Annotated in this window: 20 protein-coding genes; 9 read left to right on the plus strand and 11 right to left on the minus strand. The window is 72.4% G+C overall.

What is annotated here, in order from left to right:
• Positions 1-45: 45 nt before the first annotated feature.
• Positions 46-699 carry a TetR family transcriptional regulator gene (locus tag ACFPZN_RS10055; RefSeq protein ID WP_378281567.1) on the plus strand — a complete coding sequence of 218 codons (654 nt, stop codon included), beginning with the start codon at positions 46-48 and terminating at the stop codon, positions 697-699.
• Here ACFPZN_RS10055 and ACFPZN_RS10060 read toward each other — a convergent pair.
• Positions 689-2,332: an IS200/IS605 family accessory protein TnpB-related protein gene (locus tag ACFPZN_RS10060; RefSeq protein WP_378281568.1), complete on the minus strand. Its 1,644-nt coding sequence runs from the start codon at positions 2,330-2,332 to the stop codon at positions 689-691. The genes ACFPZN_RS10055 and ACFPZN_RS10060 overlap by 11 nt on opposite strands.
• Before the next feature lie 453 nt (positions 2,333-2,785).
• Between ACFPZN_RS10060 and ACFPZN_RS10065 the strand changes: the two genes are divergently transcribed.
• Positions 2,786-3,127, plus strand: a complete 342-nt coding sequence (locus ACFPZN_RS10065) for a hypothetical protein (protein WP_378281569.1) — start codon at positions 2,786-2,788, stop codon at positions 3,125-3,127.
• A 144-nt stretch (positions 3,128-3,271) separates the two neighbouring features.
• Here ACFPZN_RS10065 and ACFPZN_RS10070 read toward each other — a convergent pair whose 3' ends face one another.
• Positions 3,272-4,012 carry an alanyl-tRNA editing protein gene (locus tag ACFPZN_RS10070; RefSeq protein WP_378281570.1) on the minus strand — a complete coding sequence of 247 codons (741 nt, stop codon included), beginning with the start codon at positions 4,010-4,012 and terminating at the stop codon, positions 3,272-3,274.
• 81 nt (positions 4,013-4,093) lie between these two features.
• Between ACFPZN_RS10070 and ACFPZN_RS10075 the strand changes: the two genes are divergently transcribed.
• On the plus strand, positions 4,094-4,972 hold the full coding sequence (locus tag ACFPZN_RS10075) for an SGNH/GDSL hydrolase family protein (protein WP_378281571.1): 879 nt from the start codon (positions 4,094-4,096) through the stop codon (positions 4,970-4,972).
• Positions 4,973-5,010: 38 nt separating this feature from the next.
• Here the strand turns inward: ACFPZN_RS10075 and ACFPZN_RS10080 are convergent, their stop codons facing one another.
• The 4 genes from ACFPZN_RS10080 to ACFPZN_RS10095 form a co-directional block, all read right to left on the minus strand.
• Positions 5,011-5,343, minus strand: a complete 333-nt coding sequence (locus ACFPZN_RS10080; protein WP_378281572.1) for a DUF2516 family protein — start codon at positions 5,341-5,343, stop codon at positions 5,011-5,013.
• 122 nt (positions 5,344-5,465) lie between these two features.
• Positions 5,466-5,930, minus strand: a complete 465-nt coding sequence (locus ACFPZN_RS10085; RefSeq protein WP_378281573.1) for a hypothetical protein — start codon at positions 5,928-5,930, stop codon at positions 5,466-5,468.
• Positions 5,927-6,454: a helix-turn-helix domain-containing protein gene (locus ACFPZN_RS10090; RefSeq protein ID WP_378281574.1), complete on the minus strand. Its 528-nt coding sequence runs from the start codon at positions 6,452-6,454 to the stop codon at positions 5,927-5,929. Before ACFPZN_RS10090 ends, ACFPZN_RS10085 begins: the two co-directional genes overlap by 4 nt.
• A 160-nt stretch (positions 6,455-6,614) precedes the next feature.
• Complete coding sequence (locus ACFPZN_RS10095; protein WP_378281575.1) at positions 6,615-7,586, minus strand: neutral zinc metallopeptidase; 972 nt, start codon at positions 7,584-7,586, stop codon at positions 6,615-6,617.
• Positions 7,587-7,709: 123 nt separating this feature from the next.
• Here ACFPZN_RS10095 and ACFPZN_RS10100 point away from each other — a divergent pair, with 123 nt between their 5' ends.
• The 5 genes from ACFPZN_RS10100 (at position 7,710) to ACFPZN_RS10120 (ending at position 12,180) form a co-directional block, all read left to right on the plus strand.
• On the plus strand, positions 7,710-9,482 hold the full coding sequence (locus ACFPZN_RS10100; protein ID WP_378281576.1) for a DUF2207 domain-containing protein: 1,773 nt from the start codon (positions 7,710-7,712) through the stop codon (positions 9,480-9,482).
• Positions 9,483-9,542: 60 nt separating this feature from the next.
• On the plus strand, positions 9,543-9,779 hold the full coding sequence (locus ACFPZN_RS10105; RefSeq protein WP_378281577.1) for a hypothetical protein: 237 nt from the start codon (positions 9,543-9,545) through the stop codon (positions 9,777-9,779).
• A 65-nt stretch (positions 9,780-9,844) separates the two neighbouring features.
• A complete protein-coding gene (locus tag ACFPZN_RS10110) occupies positions 9,845-10,558 on the plus strand; it encodes a FadR/GntR family transcriptional regulator (RefSeq protein ID WP_378281578.1) in 714 nt (237 codons plus the stop codon).
• Positions 10,555-11,796, plus strand: coding sequence for a CynX/NimT family MFS transporter (locus ACFPZN_RS10115; protein WP_378281579.1), 1,242 nt, complete (start codon positions 10,555-10,557; stop codon positions 11,794-11,796). The genes ACFPZN_RS10110 and ACFPZN_RS10115 overlap by 4 nt, the downstream gene beginning before the upstream one ends.
• A gap of 117 nt (positions 11,797-11,913) precedes the next feature.
• Entirely contained in the window at positions 11,914-12,180 is a 267-nt protein-coding gene (locus ACFPZN_RS10120) for a hypothetical protein (protein WP_378281580.1), read from the plus strand.
• Positions 12,181-12,258: 78 nt separating this feature from the next.
• Here ACFPZN_RS10120 and ACFPZN_RS10125 read toward each other — a convergent pair whose 3' ends face one another.
• Complete coding sequence (locus ACFPZN_RS10125; RefSeq protein WP_378281581.1) at positions 12,259-13,086, minus strand: beta-keto acid cleavage family enzyme; 828 nt, start codon at positions 13,084-13,086, stop codon at positions 12,259-12,261.
• 19 nt (positions 13,087-13,105) lie between these two features.
• Between ACFPZN_RS10125 and dtd the strand changes: the two genes are divergently transcribed.
• Positions 13,106-13,537, plus strand: a complete 432-nt coding sequence (dtd, locus tag ACFPZN_RS10130; RefSeq protein WP_378281582.1) for a D-aminoacyl-tRNA deacylase — start codon at positions 13,106-13,108, stop codon at positions 13,535-13,537.
• Here the strand turns inward: dtd and ACFPZN_RS10135 are convergent.
• From ACFPZN_RS10135 to ACFPZN_RS10150, 4 genes are all read right to left on the minus strand, one after another.
• Positions 13,534-14,037: a hypothetical protein gene (locus ACFPZN_RS10135; protein ID WP_378281583.1), complete on the minus strand. Its 504-nt coding sequence runs from the start codon at positions 14,035-14,037 to the stop codon at positions 13,534-13,536. The genes dtd and ACFPZN_RS10135 overlap by 4 nt on opposite strands.
• 80 nt (positions 14,038-14,117) lie before the next feature.
• Entirely contained in the window at positions 14,118-15,119 is a 1,002-nt protein-coding gene (ygfZ, locus tag ACFPZN_RS10140; protein WP_378281584.1) for a CAF17-like 4Fe-4S cluster assembly/insertion protein YgfZ, read from the minus strand.
• 39 nt (positions 15,120-15,158) lie between these two features.
• Complete coding sequence (locus ACFPZN_RS10145; protein WP_378281585.1) at positions 15,159-15,587, minus strand: Fur family transcriptional regulator; 429 nt, start codon at positions 15,585-15,587, stop codon at positions 15,159-15,161.
• 310 nt (positions 15,588-15,897) lie between these two features.
• Positions 15,898-16,383, minus strand: coding sequence for a heme-binding beta-barrel domain-containing protein (locus tag ACFPZN_RS10150; RefSeq protein WP_378281586.1), 486 nt, complete (start codon positions 16,381-16,383; stop codon positions 15,898-15,900).
• Positions 16,384-16,490 lie beyond the last annotated feature (107 nt).

Raw genomic sequence — 16,490 nt, forward strand, 5'->3', positions numbered from 1 at the left:
TGATTGCAACCGTTGCAAAAATGCAGTCATGGTAAAGTGAGTGACATGCGTCACGTGGACGAACCGGAACTCGCCCGAGGGGCCGGCTCCGGCCTGCGCGAGCGCAAGAAGCGGCGCACCCGCGAGGCCCTCGGCTCCGCGGCGCTGAGGCTGTTCGCCGAGCGCGGCTACGAGGAGACCACCATCGCCGACATCGCCGCGGCGGCCGACGTCTCCCCCCGCACCTTCTTCAGCTACTTCCCCAGCAAGGAGGACGTGGTCTTCGCCGAGGTCGACGACCGCCTCGAGGAGGTCGCCGACCGGCTGGCCCGCCGCCCGCTCGGCGAGCCGCCGCTGGAGGCCCTCCGCACCGCCATCGTCGAGGTGATCGAGGCGCTGGTGTCCGGGGTCGGCGAGTACGGCCCCGTCCAGGTCCGGCTGGCGCTGGAGCGTCCCGCCGTGCGCGCCCGCGCGCTGCAGCGGCTGATGGACGTCCAGGAGGTGATGGAGGCGCTGCTGCGCGAGCTGTGCCCCGGCATCGGCGAGATCGACGCGGTGGCCGCCTCGGGGGTCGCGGTCGGCGGGATGCAGGCGGTCATCATGCACTGCCGCCGGCACGGCTACGACCCGCTGTCGATGCGCGCCGCGCTCGACCGGGGGCTGGCCGTCGTCGAGAACGGGCTGCGCTCCGTCGACGTCCTGACCGTTCCTAGAGACTGAGCATGAGTTGCACGTGCTCAGTCGAACGCCCCGAACGGTCTTGGGCGTTCTGGTCGACCGCGTTCCGGTCGCGTCCAGCGCCATCGGATCGTGTCCGTGGTCTGGGTACGCGTGGGCGGTTTCCCTCGTTCTCCCGGTCACCGGGTCGGGCCTGGGCGGTCCGATGCCCCGCACCATCGCTCTGGTGGTGCGGGGGCGGTGCCGTCCGTCGCCTGATCCGGTGACCCAGGGAACGTCGTCCGATCGCCACCGCTGCGGCGTCGTGCCGTGTCGCGGGGCGCTGCTTGGTGGTCAGCGGCTTCTGCCAGTGCTCGGCGCCCCACATCGAGGTGTACGCCGGGTCGACGGCGATCACGCCGATACCGGCCTGGGCGCACATCGACAGCAGGCGTGCGCGCAGGCGGCCGGTGGGGATGCCCGAGATGAGCTGCCGGAACCGCTTGCGGCGGCCGTGCTTCTCGCGGGTCTTGGAGCCGGTGAAGTCGAGGTCTTCGATCGCGATGGCCCGCACGCCGGTCGCCTCGGCCCAGTGCAGGAGACGGGTGAGGGCGTGACGGAGTTGAGCGTCACGGTGGTCGGCGGTGCCGGTCAGGTCGTAGTCGAAGCGGCGCGGGGCGCCCATCGGGTTGCCGTGCGAGTCCAGCAGCCGTGCGGCCAGGTGGTCGGCGTTGGTGTCCACGCCGATCACTCCACCGGCCCGCAGGGCGTCCAGCGGGATCACGGGGAGGTCTTTGCGGGTCCAGGACGCATCCAGGTACCAGCGCCCGCGCTGCGGGTCGAGGTGGATGCGGTAGGCGACGGCCCGGTTCGCCTCGATGCGGTCGCGCCACTCGGCGCCCCGGTGCCGAAAGGACACCTTCGAGGCCAGGACGTACCGGCCGTGCCGGGCGTTGGCCAGGTAGGCCAGCGGCGCGGGCAGTCTGATGCTGACCTCGCCATCGGGGGTGACGCGGATGGTCTCGTTGCCGAACCTCTTGCCCGATTCCCCGTCGGCGGTCAGGAACCAGCGCGCCGCCTCCCACCGGGCCCGCCACGCCTGCTCGCTCAAGCCCGCCTCGGTCAGGTGGTGACGGGTACGGGCCAGGCGCCTGCCGCCCCGCACCACGCGCACCGCCCCCGACTCCCAGTCGGCCCGGGCCCGTGCCAGCCGGTCGCGCAGGATGAGCAGGCGGCGGGACTTGGCGAACCACTCGCGCCTCGACCGGTACCCGCCCGGCGCCCGCTTGGCCCCCCTGGCCCCCAGAGGAAGGGACAACCGGTGCTCAAGGGTGGCGATCCCCGCCTCCAAGCCCCGCAGGTGCGCGAGTTGGCAGCGCCGGGCCAGGGCGTACTGGTCGTGGGTGGACTTGGTGATCGCGCCCGCCCAGCGGGAGGAGGCATCGGCCGTGAGCGCCTGCTTGCGCACCGCCCACGCCGCCGGGGACCGGTCCGCATTGGCGGCGCCGTAATGGCGCAGATCGCGGGACGCCAGTGAGCCCAGGTGCGCCCCGACCGCACGCAGGACCTCCTCGTCCCGGCCCGACAGGCGCAACCGGTCACGGATCGCCACCCCGGCCGCCTCGGTGACGACGAAGGATGCGGCGATCGGCCGGAACGGCGCCCGCCGCGCACCCGGGGTGGCCGTGAGTGTCACTCACGACACGGTACGTCACAACATTCGAACGCGCAGTCGAATCACCTCGCCGCGTTCTGTCCAAGCCGACCGAGGCCGCCGAGAAGGCACCGCAACGCACTCATCAGCAGTTGCACACACTTACGCACACTCAGGAACCAGCAGTTGAGAACCCTCCCGGTGGAGAGCCGGGGTGAAACGGGGAGCGGCGCAAAGAGTGCTTCATGAACGACTCGATCTCCGCACCGCGCTCCGGAAGGGCCGGTCGCGTCGGGCCGGAGGCCGCAACGCGCCGCCCGCCTGACGCGGTGGAGAACGCGCCGCCGTCCCGGCGCCCGTTCGGGCCGTAAGCGATGATCTAGCCACGACCGCAGACCGCTTGGTGGAAATGCGACAAATGCCCGTGTTCGACTGGATAGAGAAGAAAGCGGGACGCGGACGCGCCCGCGACATCACACGGGAGGCATTTCTGCGATGACGACGACCCTGGGAGAATACGTCCAGCTCGAACAGGAGCAACTCGCACCCGCCACGGTAGGGCGCGTCGAGGCCGCACCCGCGCAGTTCATCGGCTTCGCCGATTTCACCGCGCAGGGGAAATTCATCAAGCCCCTGACGACACCCCCGGGCATCGTGGGCCCCGGGTCTCAGGTCATGGTGTCGATCACCGAGATCGACGGCTCGAACACCCCCTTCATGGGCAACGCGTTCATGCAGGTCTTCAACATCGTGCCGCAGAGCAACCTGATCAGGGTGGCGTGCCAGCTCTTCTGGGGCGACCCGCTCCGGGTCCGGCTCAACGTGGTGATCTTCTGATCACCGGGCCGGTCCCGCCGCTCTCCTAGGGCGGGTCCGGCGCCCGATGGGCATCTGGTGGCGACTTCCCATTGGATGCCCATCGATATATGCAGACAGGAAGAGGAAGGTCCATGGCCGGCACGCCGGAACGGCGCGGCCGGCTCAGTCGGAGATCTTGATGCGGAGGCGGCGGAAGCCCCGGCCCTTGTTCTCGACCTTGGCGACCGTGATGCGGCCGATCTGCTTGGTGGAGGCGACGTGCGTGCCGCCGTCGGCCTGGGTGTCCAGCCCGACGATGTCGACGATCCGCACCTCCCGCACCTCCGGCGGCACCAGGTTGGTCGCGGTGCGGATGATGTCGGGGATCTCGAACGCCTCGGCGCGCGGCAGCGACGTCACCTCGATCCGCCGGTCCGCCTCGACCTCCAGGTTGCAGGCGTCCTCCACGGCCTGCTTGAAGCCCGGCGGCACCTCGCGGAGATCGAAGTCCATCCGCGCGGACATCTCCTCCATGTTCCCACCGGTGACCAGGCAGCCGTAGTCGCGGAAGACGACCCCGCACAGCAGGTGAAGACCGGAATGGGTGCGCATGAGCGCGGTGCGCCGATCGTCCTCCACGGCGCAGCGGACGCCCGTTCCGGCCGGCGGGACCGGGTCGCCCTCGACCGGGATGAGTTCCAGATCGTCGCTTTTGCGTACTCCTGCGATGCGGGTTTGGACACCCTGCCACAACAGAACGCCATGGTCCGGTGGCTGACCGCCGCCGCCGGGATAAAATGCGGACCTGTCGAGGATGATCCTTTCGGGCCCCGCCTCCAGGACGACCGCGTCCCAGTCGCGCAGCGACTGGTCGTCCAGCTCAAGCCGGGCTGTTCGCCCGTGTGAATGAGTGCCCGTCGTCATACTCGTCACCCTAAGGGCCGCGCGGGGGCGCGCTCCCGATCTTGTCCGTTCCGACCGCGGATTCTACGGAGGGCTTGCAGCGTGCCCCGACTGGTCTGGGCCGCCGTTGCGGCGGTGCTGGTGTTGAGTGCGTGCCTGGCCGCCGCCCGGCTGGGCGGCCCGGAGGGCACCGGCCGCGCCGGCGGCCCGGGCACGGGCGCCGCGAAACCGGCCGAACGCCGCGCGCCCGTGGTGTTCTTCCTGGGCGACAGCTACACCGTCGGCATCCGCGGGATCAAGCCGGAGGGCGCCTACGCCGCCGAGACCGCCCGCCTCCTCGGCTGGCAGGTGGTGGTGGCCGGGCTGGCCCGCACCGGCTTCGCCGGCAGCGGCGGCACCGGCAAGACCTTCACCTCGCTGTTCAACGAACAGCTGTCCTGGCGGCCCACCCCCGACATGGTGGTGCTCTCCGGCGGCCACAACGACGTCCGCCAGCCGCCCGCCAAGGTCGCGCAGAAGGCGCGGCTGCTGATGGAGACGGTGCGCAAGCGCTGGCCCCGCACCCAGCTGGTGCTGATGGGCCCGCTGTGGGGCGGCGACCCGGGCCCCAAGGCGCTGAAGGTGCGGGACGTCCTCCGCGAGGCCGCGGCCGAAATGACGGTGCCGTTCGTCGACCCGCTGGCGGGACGGTGGATCACCGGGAACGTGCGCAAGGGCACCGGCAACGCCGACCGCCTGATCCGCTCCGACGGCACCCACCCCAACCCGGCGGGCAACCTGCACATCGCCCGGAGGCTCGTGGCCGACCTGCGGTCGATGCGCCTGGACAGGCCCGTGCTCGGACGGACCAGGGTCACCTACACGCCGCCGTCGCCGGCCGTGCCGTCCCCGGGACCGACCGGCGGGCACGACCAGGCGATCCCCGGCGACGGCGACGAACCGGACGAGGTCGTGCCGCGTCCCAAGCGCGCCCGGCCCTGACGCCTCGGCGGGGCCGCGCGGCTCACCTGCTTACCGGTTCACCAGGGGCCGTACGGGCCGGAGCCGGAGTTGCCGCCCTTGCCCTTGTTCTTGTACGGCTTCACCGCCGGCTTCACGTCCGCCAGGTAGATCGCGGCCACGATGAACGCGGCGATCGGCAGGAACGACAGCAGGTGCAGGAACCTCGTCGCCCCGCCCAGGCCCACCACGGCGGCCACCACCAGCAGGATCAGCCAGAGCTTCTTGGTCTGCTTGTCGGCCGCCGGGAAGGCGCCCTCGGGCACCCGCAGGATGTCGACGAGGGCCACGACCTCGAAGACGAACGCGACGATCGCCAGGAACCAGAAGAAGTAGTCGAGCCCCTCCAACATCCGTGATCACCCGTTCTGTCGCCGTGGACCGTGTGCCCACCCTAGTCAACGACGAAGCCCGGCCGGTTGATCCCGGCCGGGCCTGTTCATCCGTTCGGGGCCGTTCGCCCCCGCGGAGCGGCTCAGCTGCCGCTCTTCTTCGCGGCGGTGCCCGTCCTCGTCCGCGACTGCGCGGGCTTGCGACGCTGCGCGGGGCGGCTCTTCGGCGCGGGCCGTTCGGTGATCTCGGCGACCTCGGCGGCCTCGCGGTGCACGACCTTCTTGCCGCGCTCGGCCAGCTCGTCGATGAACTCGGCGGTACGGGTGCCCACCTGGGTCACGTACGACACCGCGGCGCCCGGGACCTCCCTGACCTCGAGCCTGCCGACGTTGTCGCGCAGCTCGCCGCGGTAGCGGCCGACGGTCTCGCGGACCTGATCGCGGTACTTGTCGAGGTTGCCGCGGACCTCGCCCTGGTACCTGTCGACGGACTCGCGCGCCCTGCCGACCTGCTCGGGCATCTCGCGCAGTTTCTCGGCGGCCAAATCGCCGGCGCCCGCGACGGTGTAGAACGCCTTGTTGTCGCGGAACGTGCTGGCAAGCGTCATCCGACCTCGTCCTTTCCTTGTTCCTTCCGCGGCCCCTTCTTCCGGGCCCGGCGGTGCGTTCCCTCTTCTTCCGGGGCGCCCTGTCGCGCCCCCGGGGTCTCTGGCGATGCCTCGTCCTGCTCGCCGGCCTCGACCGCTTCCTCTTCGGCCTCGACCGCCTCGACGGCCTCGGCGACCTCACCGGCCTCGTTCTCCTTGAGGAAGGAGACGTAGATGTCGAGCAGCACCTGCTTCTGCCGTTCGGTCAGGATCAGGTCGGACCGCACCGCGGCCTGCACGTCGGTGTCGGCCTCGCGGTGCTCCAGGATCCCCGCCTGCACGTACAGCACCTCGGCGGAGATCCGCAGCCCCTTGGCGATCTGCTGCAGGATCTCGGCGCTCGGCTTGCGCAGGCCGCGCTCGATCTGGCTCAGGTACGGGTTGGAGATCCCCGAGACATCGGCGAGCTGGCGCAGCGAGATCTTCGCCCGCGTGCGCTGCTCCCGGATGTACTCCCCGATCGAGCCGACCTTCGAACTCGCCATGTCCTCCACCCTGCGTCATGGGTGCTTGCAATTGCAAGCACTCGGGCCGGCGCCCGGCCGTGATGATGCTCACATGCCGTGACCACATGATCGCAGAGGTGTGATCGCCGTTACTCTCCGGGGCCCTGACCAGCCCGGACGTCCTCCCGGACGCGTGCCTTCAGTCTACGTCCGCGGACGGCGCCGTCCAGGTGTTGCACACCGCCAGCCGCTGGTCGCGGTAGCCCTTGACGACCCAGCCCGCGTAGTTGCGGCCCGAGCCGTGGTCGCGCTCGCCGGGCGGCTGCCGCTCGTCCCCCCGGCCCCGCACGTCGGCGAGGAGCGCCTCGTACTGCGCGCGGGTCATCGGCAGCGTCCGCCGCTCCGCGCCCAGGAACGCGCCCGCGAAGCACTGCGCCTGCAACTCGATGCGGCGGCTGGTCTCGGTGCGCGCCTCGACCGCTTCGGCGCGTTCCATCGCCTGCTGCCCGTACAGCAGGATCCCCGCGCGGTCCTGGACGTGGTGCGCGTACTCGTGCGCGACCACCCGGGCGAACACCGCGTAGTTCGACAGCGGCTCGCCGCCGGAGGTCTCGACGATGTGCTCCATGCCCACGTACATGGTGTTGTTGGCCGGGCAGTAGAACGCCGAGGCGCCCGGACTCGGGTACGTCCCGCACGGGCTGCGGCCCGGGGCGTCCCAGAAGACCCGGCTCGGCGGGCCGTAGGGCATCCGCGCCTTGCCGAACTGGGCGCGCCAGGAGGTGTCCAGGCAGTCGCTGAGCATGTTCATGAACCGGCGCATCGAGTCCGCGCCCGGGTCGATGGCGGGCAGCCGGCAGTTCACCGGGGTCAGCTCGCCCGTCGCGTACAGGCGGCTCTGCGTGGCCGCCTCGCGGCTCGCCGGCGCGCCGGGGCGCAGACCGGATGCGGTCAACCCGCCGTCCCCGCCGCCGAACGCCGTAAAGCCCAGCACCACCCCCACCACCAGGGCGGCCAGCCCGCCCAGGGCCCCCGCGGCCGCCGCGCCCGCGGCACGCCGCCGCGGCGGGCGGCGGCGGGGTTCGTACCGGTAGACCGTTCGCGCACCCCGGTCCGGCAGGCCGCGCGGTGCCGCCGGAGCGGGCGCCGGTGGGGGTCGATGGCCTGCCATAGCGGAAAATCATTGCACACGCGGCAAAGAGGAAGGAACGACCGCGCAGGTCAGCGCCAGGGACCCCCGGCGGACCACCGCGCCCCACCGGCCGTCCACCCGCAGCCGCTACGATTTGCGGCCATGTTGGGTCGCTTGCGGCCAATGGTCGCGTCCCTGGCCATCGCCGCCCTCCTTCCCCCGCTCGCCGCCACCCCGGCGGCGTCCGCCGACGAGCCCGCCGGGGCGCCGCCCGCGTCGGCGGCGGCACCGGAACGGGTGATCAAGGACGAGGTGGCGCTGCGCGTCGGCACCGGCTCCGTCGCGCGGATCAGGGAGACCATCACCTACGAGTTCGGCGGCGGGCGGTCGCTGGAGCGCACGTTCGTGACCAGGCGGCACGAGAGCGTCACCCACGACCGGGTGTTCCGGATCGGCGGCGTCCGCGCCTCCAGCCCCGACGGCGGGCCCACCCGCGTCGCGGTGTCGGAGACCGGCACCCGGACCCTCGTCAAGGTCACCGGCGACGCCCCCCTCACCGGCCGCCGCACCGTCGTCCTCGACTACGAGGTGCGCGGCCTGGTGACGCCGATGGGCTCGGTCGAGGAACTGCGCTGGACGGCCGTCGGCGGCTGGAAGGTCCCGGTGAACGAGGCGCGCGTCACCGTCGACGGCGGCGCCATGATCCGCAACGTCAACTGCTTCGCCGGCCCGCTGGGCAGCGCCATCGGCTGCACGCAGTTCTACACCAACCACACCCACACGCAGGGGATCTTCAGCCAGCAGCAGATGCTGACCGGCGAGTACCTCACGGTCGTGGTCGGCCTCCCCGGCGGCGCCACCGGCGGCACGCCCATCTACGAGCGGCGCCGCACCGTGGCGACCGCGTTCTCGGTGAACGGCGTCACCGGCGCCGCCCTGCTCGGCCTGCTGGCCCTGCTGGCCGGCGGGATCGGCGGGCTCTACCTGCTGCGCGGCCGGGACGCCCGGGTGGTGGTGCGCAAGGCCGCCGAGGGCGACCACGCGCCCGTCGCCGGCGCGGAGTTCGAGCCGCCGGACGGCGTGCGCCCCGGCCAGATCGGCACGCTGGTCGACGAGCGCGCCGACGTCATCGACGTCACCGCCACCATCGTCGACCTGGCCGTGCGCGGGTACCTGCTGATCGAGGAGGAGGACCGGGCGACCACCGGCCGGCTGGACTGGGCGCTGCGCAAGCTCGACCGGCAGGCCCCCGACGACCTGCTGAAGTACGAGCGGCTGCTGCTGGAGGCGCTGTTCACCGGTCCGGGCGGGGAGCCGCGCGAATCGGTGAAGCTGTCGGAGCTGGGCGGGACGTTCGCGACCCAGCTGGCCCGGGTCCGGTCGGCGATGTACGACGACGTGGTCGAGCAGGGCTGGTTCGCGCGCCGTCCCGACACCGTCCGGTCCCGCTGGACGATCGCCGGGATGGTGCTGACCGGCCTGGGCGTGGCCGGCACGATCGCGCTGGCGCTGACCACCGACCTGGCGCTGGTCGGGCTGGCGGTGATCATCGCGGGGGCGGCGCTGGCCTACGGCGGGCAGTACATGCCGGCCAAGACCGCGCGCGGCTCCACCGTGCTGGCGCACACCATCGGGTTCCGCGCGTTCCTGGAGCGCGGCGAGATCCCCGACGGCGCCGGGCTGCCGGACGGGCACGCGCTGGGCGCCCGGCAGCGGATCGCGCTGTTCTCCCGCTTCCTGCCGTACGCGGTGGTGTTCGACGTGGTGCCGAAGTGGGCCGAGACGGTCGAGGACGCGGGCGAGCGGGCCGAGGGCGCCGACAACCTGTACTGGTACGAGGGCCCGGCCGAGTGGGACCTGTCGAAGTTCGCCGAGTCGATGCGCACGTTCACGCTGGCCACCTCGGGATCGATCTCCCAGTCCCGGGGGTTGTGAGGGTTCAGGGACGGTTCGTGTGGTCATGCCGGGTAGGGGCCTTGGTGGAGGTGTGACCACATGCTTGCCGACGCTTCCCCTGTCGGGGACACCACCCTGCTCATCGTCGGCCCCCTTGTCATCGCCCTGGCGCTGGCCTTCTGGCTGGGCCTGACCGCGTACGCGGCGCGCAAGCGGGCCCGCATCGACCGGATGCGCGGCGCGTCCGCGCACCGGGGGGTGGTGCAGGGCGGCGTGATCGAGGGCGATCCGTCCCAGCGCAGCCGCCGCGACGAGGCGCCCCGCTCCGGCGACTGACCGTCCGGCGGCGGGCGTCCGCGGGGACGCTGGACTCCATCCGTAAGATGTATGACATCTGACCGATGGGAGGCCCCGTGGCGCTGAGCCCCGTTCCCGGCGGATCCACCGTCGACGCCGTCCTCGACCAGCTGCAGGCCCAGGTCAGCGGCGGCGGCTGGCGGGTCGGCCAGCGCATCCCCGGCGAGCACGACCTCGCCGCCCAGCTGGGCGTCAGCCGCCCGGCCGTGCGCGAGGCCATCCGCGCCCTCTCCCACGTCGGCGTCCTGGAGGTGCGCCGCGGCGACGGCACCTACGTGCGCAGCAGCGCCGACCCGCGCCCGCTGCTGCGGCGGATGGCCCGCGCGACGCTGCGGGACGTGTTCGAGGTCCAGCTCGCCTACGACGTGCAGGCCGCCCGCCTCGCCGCCCGCCGCCGCACCCCCGAGGACCTCGACCGGCTGGCCGTGCTGCTGTCCGCCCGCGACGAGGCCACCGACGCCGGGACGTTCGGCGCGGCCGACGCCCGCTTCCACTCCGCCGTCGTCGAGGCCGCCCGCAACCCCGTCCTCATCGAGGCGCACCGGTTCTTCCTCGACCGGCTCAGCGACTCCATGCGCGCCATCCGGCTCGACCGGGAGGTCCCCGAGGCCGGGCCCGCCGCGCACCGGGCCGTGCTGGACGCCGTCGCCGCCGGCGACCCCGACGCCGCCGCCCGCGCCGCCGCGGCGGTCGTCGAACCCACACTGGCCGTCCTGGAGGACCTGGTCACCGGTTCCGAACGGCCGGAGGAGCGGTGAGCGGCCGCCGCGCGACCACCGCGCTGCACCTGCTGCTGCTCGTCCTGGTCGCGGTCAACCTGCGCCCGGCGATCGTGGCGGTCGGGCCGCTGCTGACCGAGATCCAGCGCGACTTCGACCTGTCCGGGACCGCGGCCGGCGCGCTCACCACCCTCCCGCTGCTGTTCTTCGGCGCCTACGGGCTGGTCGCCCCGTTCCTGCGGCGCTCCCCGCGCAGCGAGACGCTCCTGGTCACCAGCATGGGACTGCTGGTGGCGGCGCTGCTGCTGCGGCTCCTGGACGCCCCCGCCGCGCTGTTCGCCGGGTCGCTGGTCGCCGGGATCGCCATCAGCGTCGGCAACATCGCGATACCGGCCATCATCAAGCGCGACCACCCCACCTCGATCACCCTGGTCACCTCGGTTTACACGGTCGCGATCACGACCAGCGCCGCGACGTCGGCCGCCGTGGTCATCCCGATCGAGCACGCCCTGGACAGCGACTGGCGGCTCCCGCTGGCCCTGCTCGCGCTGCCCGCCTCCCTCGCCGGGCTGGCCTGGCTGCCCCGGCTGCTGCGCGCCCCCGCGCCGTCCGCGGCCCCCGGGGCCACGGCGGGCGGGGCGGCGGCCGTCTGGCGTTCCCGGCTGGCCTGGCACGTGACCTTCTTCATGGGCGTCCAGTCGCTGCTGGCGTACGTGACCGTCGGATGGCTGGCGACGATCCTCCAGGACCGCGGCATGCCGGAGGCGACCGCCGGATACGTGTTCGCGCTGAGCAACCTGCTCCAGGCGTTCGGCTCCCTGGCGATGCCGCTGCTGGCGCGGCGGATGCGCGACCAGCGCCCGCTCGTCCTCATCGCGGTCTCGCTGACCCTGACCGGGTTCGCCGGGGTGACGTGGGCTCCGGTCGGGTCGTCGTGGCTGTGGGCGTCGGTGCTCGGCGTCGGGCAGGGCGTCGGATTCGCCACCGCGCTGTCGCTCATCGGCCTGCGCGCGCACGACGCCCGCGTCGCCGTCCAGCTGTCCGGGATGGCGCAGGGCTGCGGCTACGTGATCGCCGCGCTCGGGCCGCTGGCCGTGGGCGCCCTGTACGACGCGACGCACGGCTGGAACGTGCCGATCGTCGCCGTGCTCGCGGTCACCGCCGCGCTGGCCGTCCCGGGGCTGGCCGCCGGACGGGACCGCACGATCGGCTCCGGCGCCCCGCCGCCCGCCCCCGCCCCGGCGAGTCCCGAAATCTCACCGCAAAGAGGTAGATAACAGTTCAAGGGCTGGGCGGCAGACGCCGAGACCATGCATGCGCGCCCGTTTTCGGGGGATTTGACCTTCGCGGGCCCGTCCCTGGGCCCGCGACGTCTCCCCCTGGAGGTGGCACGCATGGAGAAGATGATCCTGGCCGCCAACGCCGTCCACATCACCGCCGGGATCGGCCTGGTCATCGGCCCCCTGATCCTCGTCGTGGCCCTGGTCATGTGGCTGCGGATGACCCGCCGCGCCGGATCCAGCAAGATCGAACCCGACAAGTTCCACGACCAGGACTCCCACCGGGGACCCGAGCAGGGCGGCTACTACCGCTACACGCCCGGCGTCTACTCGCACAGCTACCCGCCCGGCAAGACCAAGTACAAGGACATGCCGCAGTAGGCGAGCGCCTCAGGCGGGGGCCGGCGCCCCGGGCGCGGGACGGATCGCCCCTGATCGCGAGAGACGACCCTCGGGGGGTCAGCGGCGTTCCGTGGCCAGAAGGCTCCGGGCTTCGGCGGTGGACATGGGCGGGCGCTGGGCCAGGGCGGCCAGTTCGGCGGCGCGTTCGACGAGCTCGACGTTCGCGATCACCGGGCGGCCCTTGGCGTAGGTGAGGGTGTCCTCCATGCCCACGCGAAGGTGGCCGCCCGCCGAGAGCGCCGCGTACATGACGGGCAGGCTCGTACGTCCCACACCCGTGGCCGACCAGGTGGCGCCCTCCGGCAGCGCGTCCACGGCGGCGACCAGGGTACGTGCGTCGCCGGGCATGCCCCCCGGAACGCCCATCACCAGGTCGCAGTGGACGTGCCCGCCGTACGGGGCACCGTGCTTGTCCAGCAGCCTGTGGAGCGCGGCGACGTGCCCCAGGTCGAACAGCTCGAACTCCGGGACGATCCGCAGCTCCTGGGTGCGCCGGTACAGCTCCACCATGAACGGCCACGGGTTCATGAAGACCTCGTCGCCGAAGTTGACCGTGCCGCAGGTCAGCGAGCAGCCGTCCGGGCCCGCCTCCAGGACGCGGAGCCGGTCCTCGTACGGATCGGTGACCGCCCCGCCCGTGGACAGCTGCACGATCAGCCCCGTCGCCTCCCGCAGCGCGTGGACGGTGTCGCGCAGCCGCGCCAGGTCGAGCGTCGGGCGGGCGTCGCCGTCCCGGATGTGCACGTGGATCACCGCCGCGCCCGCGGCCTCGCACTCCTTGGCCGTCTGGACGAGTTCCTCCAGGGTGACCGGCAGCGCCGGGACGTCCGCCTTCGCGGACTCGGCGCCGGTCGGGGCCACCGTGATGAGCGTCGTTGCTCCCATGCGGGCAGAATGCATGGTCATGAGGGCTGTAGTCCAGAGGGTGAGCGAGGCGAGCGTGACCGTCGGGGGTCGCGTGGCCGGGGCGATCGAGGGTCCGGGACTGCTGGTCCTGGTCGGCGTGACGCACGACGACACGCCCGAACACGCCCGCAGGATGGCGGCCAAGCTGTGGGGGCTGCGGATCCTGGAGGGCGAGCGGTCCTGCTCCGACGTCGGCGCCCCGCTGCTGGTGATCAGCCAGTTCACGCTGTACGGCGACGCCCGCAAGGGCCGCCGCCCGACCTGGATCGCGGCCGCGCCCGGCCAGGTGGCCGAGCCGCTGGTGGACGCCGTCGTCGCCGAACTGCGCGCGCTGGGCGCCAAGGTGGAGACCGGCGTCTTCGGCGCCGACATGCAGGTCGCCCTCGTCAACGACGGGCCGATCACCCTGATCGTCGAGATCCCCGGCTAGGCCGCGTAGCCGTAGACCATCCCGGCGACCGTCACGAGGGTCCCGGCGGCGGCCAGCAGGATCAGCAGCCGGTCGACCTGCGCCAGCCGTCCCCGCACCGCCGGGGACACCAGGACCTGGCCGGTCTCCCGGTTCGGGTCCGGCGCGGCCTTGCGGCGGAACCGGTTCCGCATCCCGACCAGCCGCCACAGCGCGTCGTTCTTCACCTGCTGGTGCTCGTCACGGCAGGCGAACAGGCGGCCCCGCGCCCGCTCCCGGCACGAGAAGCCCTGCCGCGTCCTCACCCGGCAGAGCGTCGGGACCAGCATGAGCTGGTACAGGCACCACCCCAGCAGGCCCAGCAGCGCCATCCGCCACGACCACAGCCACCACGACAGCGCCGCCCACGCACCGAACAGCGCCCACCAGACCAGCGCCGACTCGCGGCGGCGGCGCCGGCGGCGCCCCGGTTCGCCGCGCCTCTGGAGCGGTGGCTCCTCGTTCCCCGGCGTCGCGACCATCGATCGGGACCCACCTTCCCCTGAGGGCGGCCGGACAGCTTTCGTCTACGAAAGACGATTTTGCCCGGGTCCCAGCCGGTTCACCCTCGATTCGCCGCGTGTCGCCGAAAGTCGATCTTGGCGTTGGCTCCGGTGTCCGGGGACACCACGACCTCCTGCGCCGCGGCCACCCCTCCGGCCAGCAGCTCGGCGTCCACCGGGACGTTCCGCTTGACCAGCGCCAGCGCGACCGGCCCCAGCTCGTGGTGGCGGGACGCCGACCCGACGAACCCGACCGCACGGCCGCCGGGGACCTCCACCGGGTCGCCGTGCGCGGGCAGCCGGTCGACGCTGCCGTCCAGGTGCAGGAACACCAGGCGGCGCGGCGGGCGGCCCAGGTTGTGCACCCGGGCGACGGTCTCCTGCCCCCGGTAGCACCCCTTCTCCAGGTGCACCGCCTCCTCGATCCAGCCCATCTCGTGCGGGATCGAGCGGTGGTCGGTGTCCAGCCCGAAACGGGCCCGGTGCTCGGCGATCCGCAGCGCCTCGTACGCCCACATCCCGGCCGGGCGCAGCTCCTCCGCCAGAGCGGGCAGGTCGTCCCGCCGGACGATCCGCGCCACCAGCCCGGCCACGTCCGGCATGTCCGGCGCCGCCCCCGCCACCTTGGCGCCCTCCGGGACGGTCACCACGGCGTAGGCGTCGCTGACGTCCTCGACCTCCACCTGCCGCATGAACCGCATCCGGTCGAGGAACTCGGCCAGCGCCGGCGCGGTGCCCGGCTCCACGTGCGCCCACACGGCCTCGCCGTCGTCCACCAGGTGCAGGTGGTGCTCCACGTGGCCGTGGGGGCTCAGCAGCAGCGCCTGGGTCGGCTCGTTCGGCGCGAGATGCTCCATATGCTGGCTCAGCAGGCTGTGCAGCCAGCCCAGCCGGTCGGGCCCCGACACCCGGACGACCCCCCGGTTGCTCCGGTCGACGAACCCCGTCCCCGCCTCCAGGGCGCGCTGTTCGTGCGCCGGCTCACCGTAGTGGGCGGCGATCTCCTGGTCGGGCGCGTCCGCGCGAACGGCCCCGGGCAACTGCGACAGCGGGCTCTCCATGAAGCCCAGATTATGCGCCGCGAGGGCGGACGCGTCCGTTCAGGTCGCCGCGTTCTCGGGACGGCACTCCCGGCACCGCCCGTACACGGTCAGATGGTGCACGTCGGTCTCGAACCCGAACGCGCCCTCCAGCCGCCCCGCCAGCCCGGCCGCGGCCTCCGGATCGACGTCGTTGACCGTCCCGCACTCGCGGCACACCAGATGGATGTGCTCGGCGTTGGCGGCCAGGTGGTAGTTGGGCGGGCCGTGCCCCAGGTGGGCGTGCTTGACGAGCCCGAGCTCCTCCAGGAGCTCCAGCGTGCGGTAGATGGTGGAGATGTTGACCCCGCGGGCGGTGCGCTGCACCTCGGTGCAGATCTCCTCCGGGGTCGCGTGTTCGAGGTTGGCCACCGCCTCCAGCACCAGCTGGCGCTGCGGGGTGACGCGGTACCCCTTGGCCCGCAGCTCCTCCTGCCACGTCTCGGACATGCTCTGAGTCTATGTGCCCGGGGTCACCGATGAGATCGGGAAAAACCTGCTTGCCCAGATCGCGGACCCTCGCATAACGTGCGAGTACGCGCGAAAGGAGGTGGTCCAAAATCGTGATTGATTCTGGGACTCGCGAGGTGACTGTCCGCTAGTCGCCGTTCCGCCTCGTACCCGTCTCCCATGGAGGCGGTGCAGCCGGTCGGTGACCGGCGAATACCAGGCAGTTACCCGATCCCCGGACCAGATGGACCAGTCCTGTCCATCGCCCCGCCGCCCGGCGGGAAGGTCCGGGGATCGTTTTTTCAGGGGGTCAGGAGACCCGCTTGAGCTGCGCCGAGAGGTGCGACTGGAGGTCCTGGCCCATCGCCGCCATGTCGTACGCCCAGCCCAGGTCCTCGCCGATCAGCCCGTACAGCCGCTTCCCGCCGACGACCTCCTTGGCGCTCTCGGTGCGCGCCACCACGTCCGTCACCAGCTCCACCCGGTTGAACGCCACGTTCCCCACGTAGATCTCGACGATGCCCGTCGGATGCGCCAGCGTGACCTCGACCTGGTGGCCGGGCCGGGGACGCCAGTAGCCGGTCTCGGTGGCCAGCGGGCGGCCCAGCGAACCGTCCTCCTCCAGCAGCCAGGTGCGGCTGGCGTACACCAGGAACGGCTTCCCGATATGGGTGAAGGAGACCTCCTGCCCGAAGCGGAACCCCTCGATCGTGGGATAGCCGCCGACACCGGCGCCCTCCCACGTACCGAGCAGGAACTCCAGGGGTTCGAGGTCGGGGTGCAGCTCAGGCTCCATGGGCATCGAGCGTATCGGCGCCGCGGGCTACTTGAGCCGGGCCAGCCGGACGACGAGCAACACCGCGGCCAGCGCGACCAGGCCGCAGAACAGGATCAGGACTCCCG

Source organism: Actinomadura rugatobispora (genome assembly GCF_042656285.1).
Lineage (GTDB): Bacteria > Actinomycetota > Actinomycetes > Streptosporangiales > Streptosporangiaceae > Spirillospora > Spirillospora rugatobispora.

Coding starts and splice junctions, on each gene's coding strand:
- ACFPZN_RS10055 (WP_378281567.1), top strand. CDS start 46: ATGCGTCACGTGGACGAACCGGAACTCGCCCGAGGGGCCGGCTCCGGC.
- ACFPZN_RS10065 (WP_378281569.1), top strand. CDS start 2,786: ATGACGACGACCCTGGGAGAATACGTCCAGCTCGAACAGGAGCAACTC.
- ACFPZN_RS10070 (WP_378281570.1), bottom strand. CDS start 4,012: ATGACGACGGGCACTCATTCACACGGGCGAACAGCCCGGCTTGAGCTG.
- ACFPZN_RS10080 (WP_378281572.1), bottom strand. CDS start 5,343: ATGTTGGAGGGGCTCGACTACTTCTTCTGGTTCCTGGCGATCGTCGCG.
- ACFPZN_RS10085 (WP_378281573.1), bottom strand. CDS start 5,930: ATGACGCTTGCCAGCACGTTCCGCGACAACAAGGCGTTCTACACCGTC.
- ACFPZN_RS10090 (WP_378281574.1), bottom strand. CDS start 6,454: ATGGCGAGTTCGAAGGTCGGCTCGATCGGGGAGTACATCCGGGAGCAG.
- ACFPZN_RS10095 (WP_378281575.1), bottom strand. CDS start 7,586: ATGGCAGGCCATCGACCCCCACCGGCGCCCGCTCCGGCGGCACCGCGC.
- ACFPZN_RS10100 (WP_378281576.1), top strand. CDS start 7,710: ATGTTGGGTCGCTTGCGGCCAATGGTCGCGTCCCTGGCCATCGCCGCC.
- ACFPZN_RS10105 (WP_378281577.1), top strand. CDS start 9,543: ATGCTTGCCGACGCTTCCCCTGTCGGGGACACCACCCTGCTCATCGTC.
- ACFPZN_RS10110 (WP_378281578.1), top strand. CDS start 9,845: ATGGGAGGCCCCGTGGCGCTGAGCCCCGTTCCCGGCGGATCCACCGTC.
- ACFPZN_RS10120 (WP_378281580.1), top strand. CDS start 11,914: ATGGAGAAGATGATCCTGGCCGCCAACGCCGTCCACATCACCGCCGGG.
- ACFPZN_RS10125 (WP_378281581.1), bottom strand. CDS start 13,086: ATGGGAGCAACGACGCTCATCACGGTGGCCCCGACCGGCGCCGAGTCC.
- dtd (WP_378281582.1), top strand. CDS start 13,106: ATGAGGGCTGTAGTCCAGAGGGTGAGCGAGGCGAGCGTGACCGTCGGG.
- ACFPZN_RS10135 (WP_378281583.1), bottom strand. CDS start 14,037: ATGGTCGCGACGCCGGGGAACGAGGAGCCACCGCTCCAGAGGCGCGGC.
- ygfZ (WP_378281584.1), bottom strand. CDS start 15,119: ATGGAGAGCCCGCTGTCGCAGTTGCCCGGGGCCGTTCGCGCGGACGCG.
- ACFPZN_RS10145 (WP_378281585.1), bottom strand. CDS start 15,587: ATGTCCGAGACGTGGCAGGAGGAGCTGCGGGCCAAGGGGTACCGCGTC.
- ACFPZN_RS10150 (WP_378281586.1), bottom strand. CDS start 16,383: ATGGAGCCTGAGCTGCACCCCGACCTCGAACCCCTGGAGTTCCTGCTC.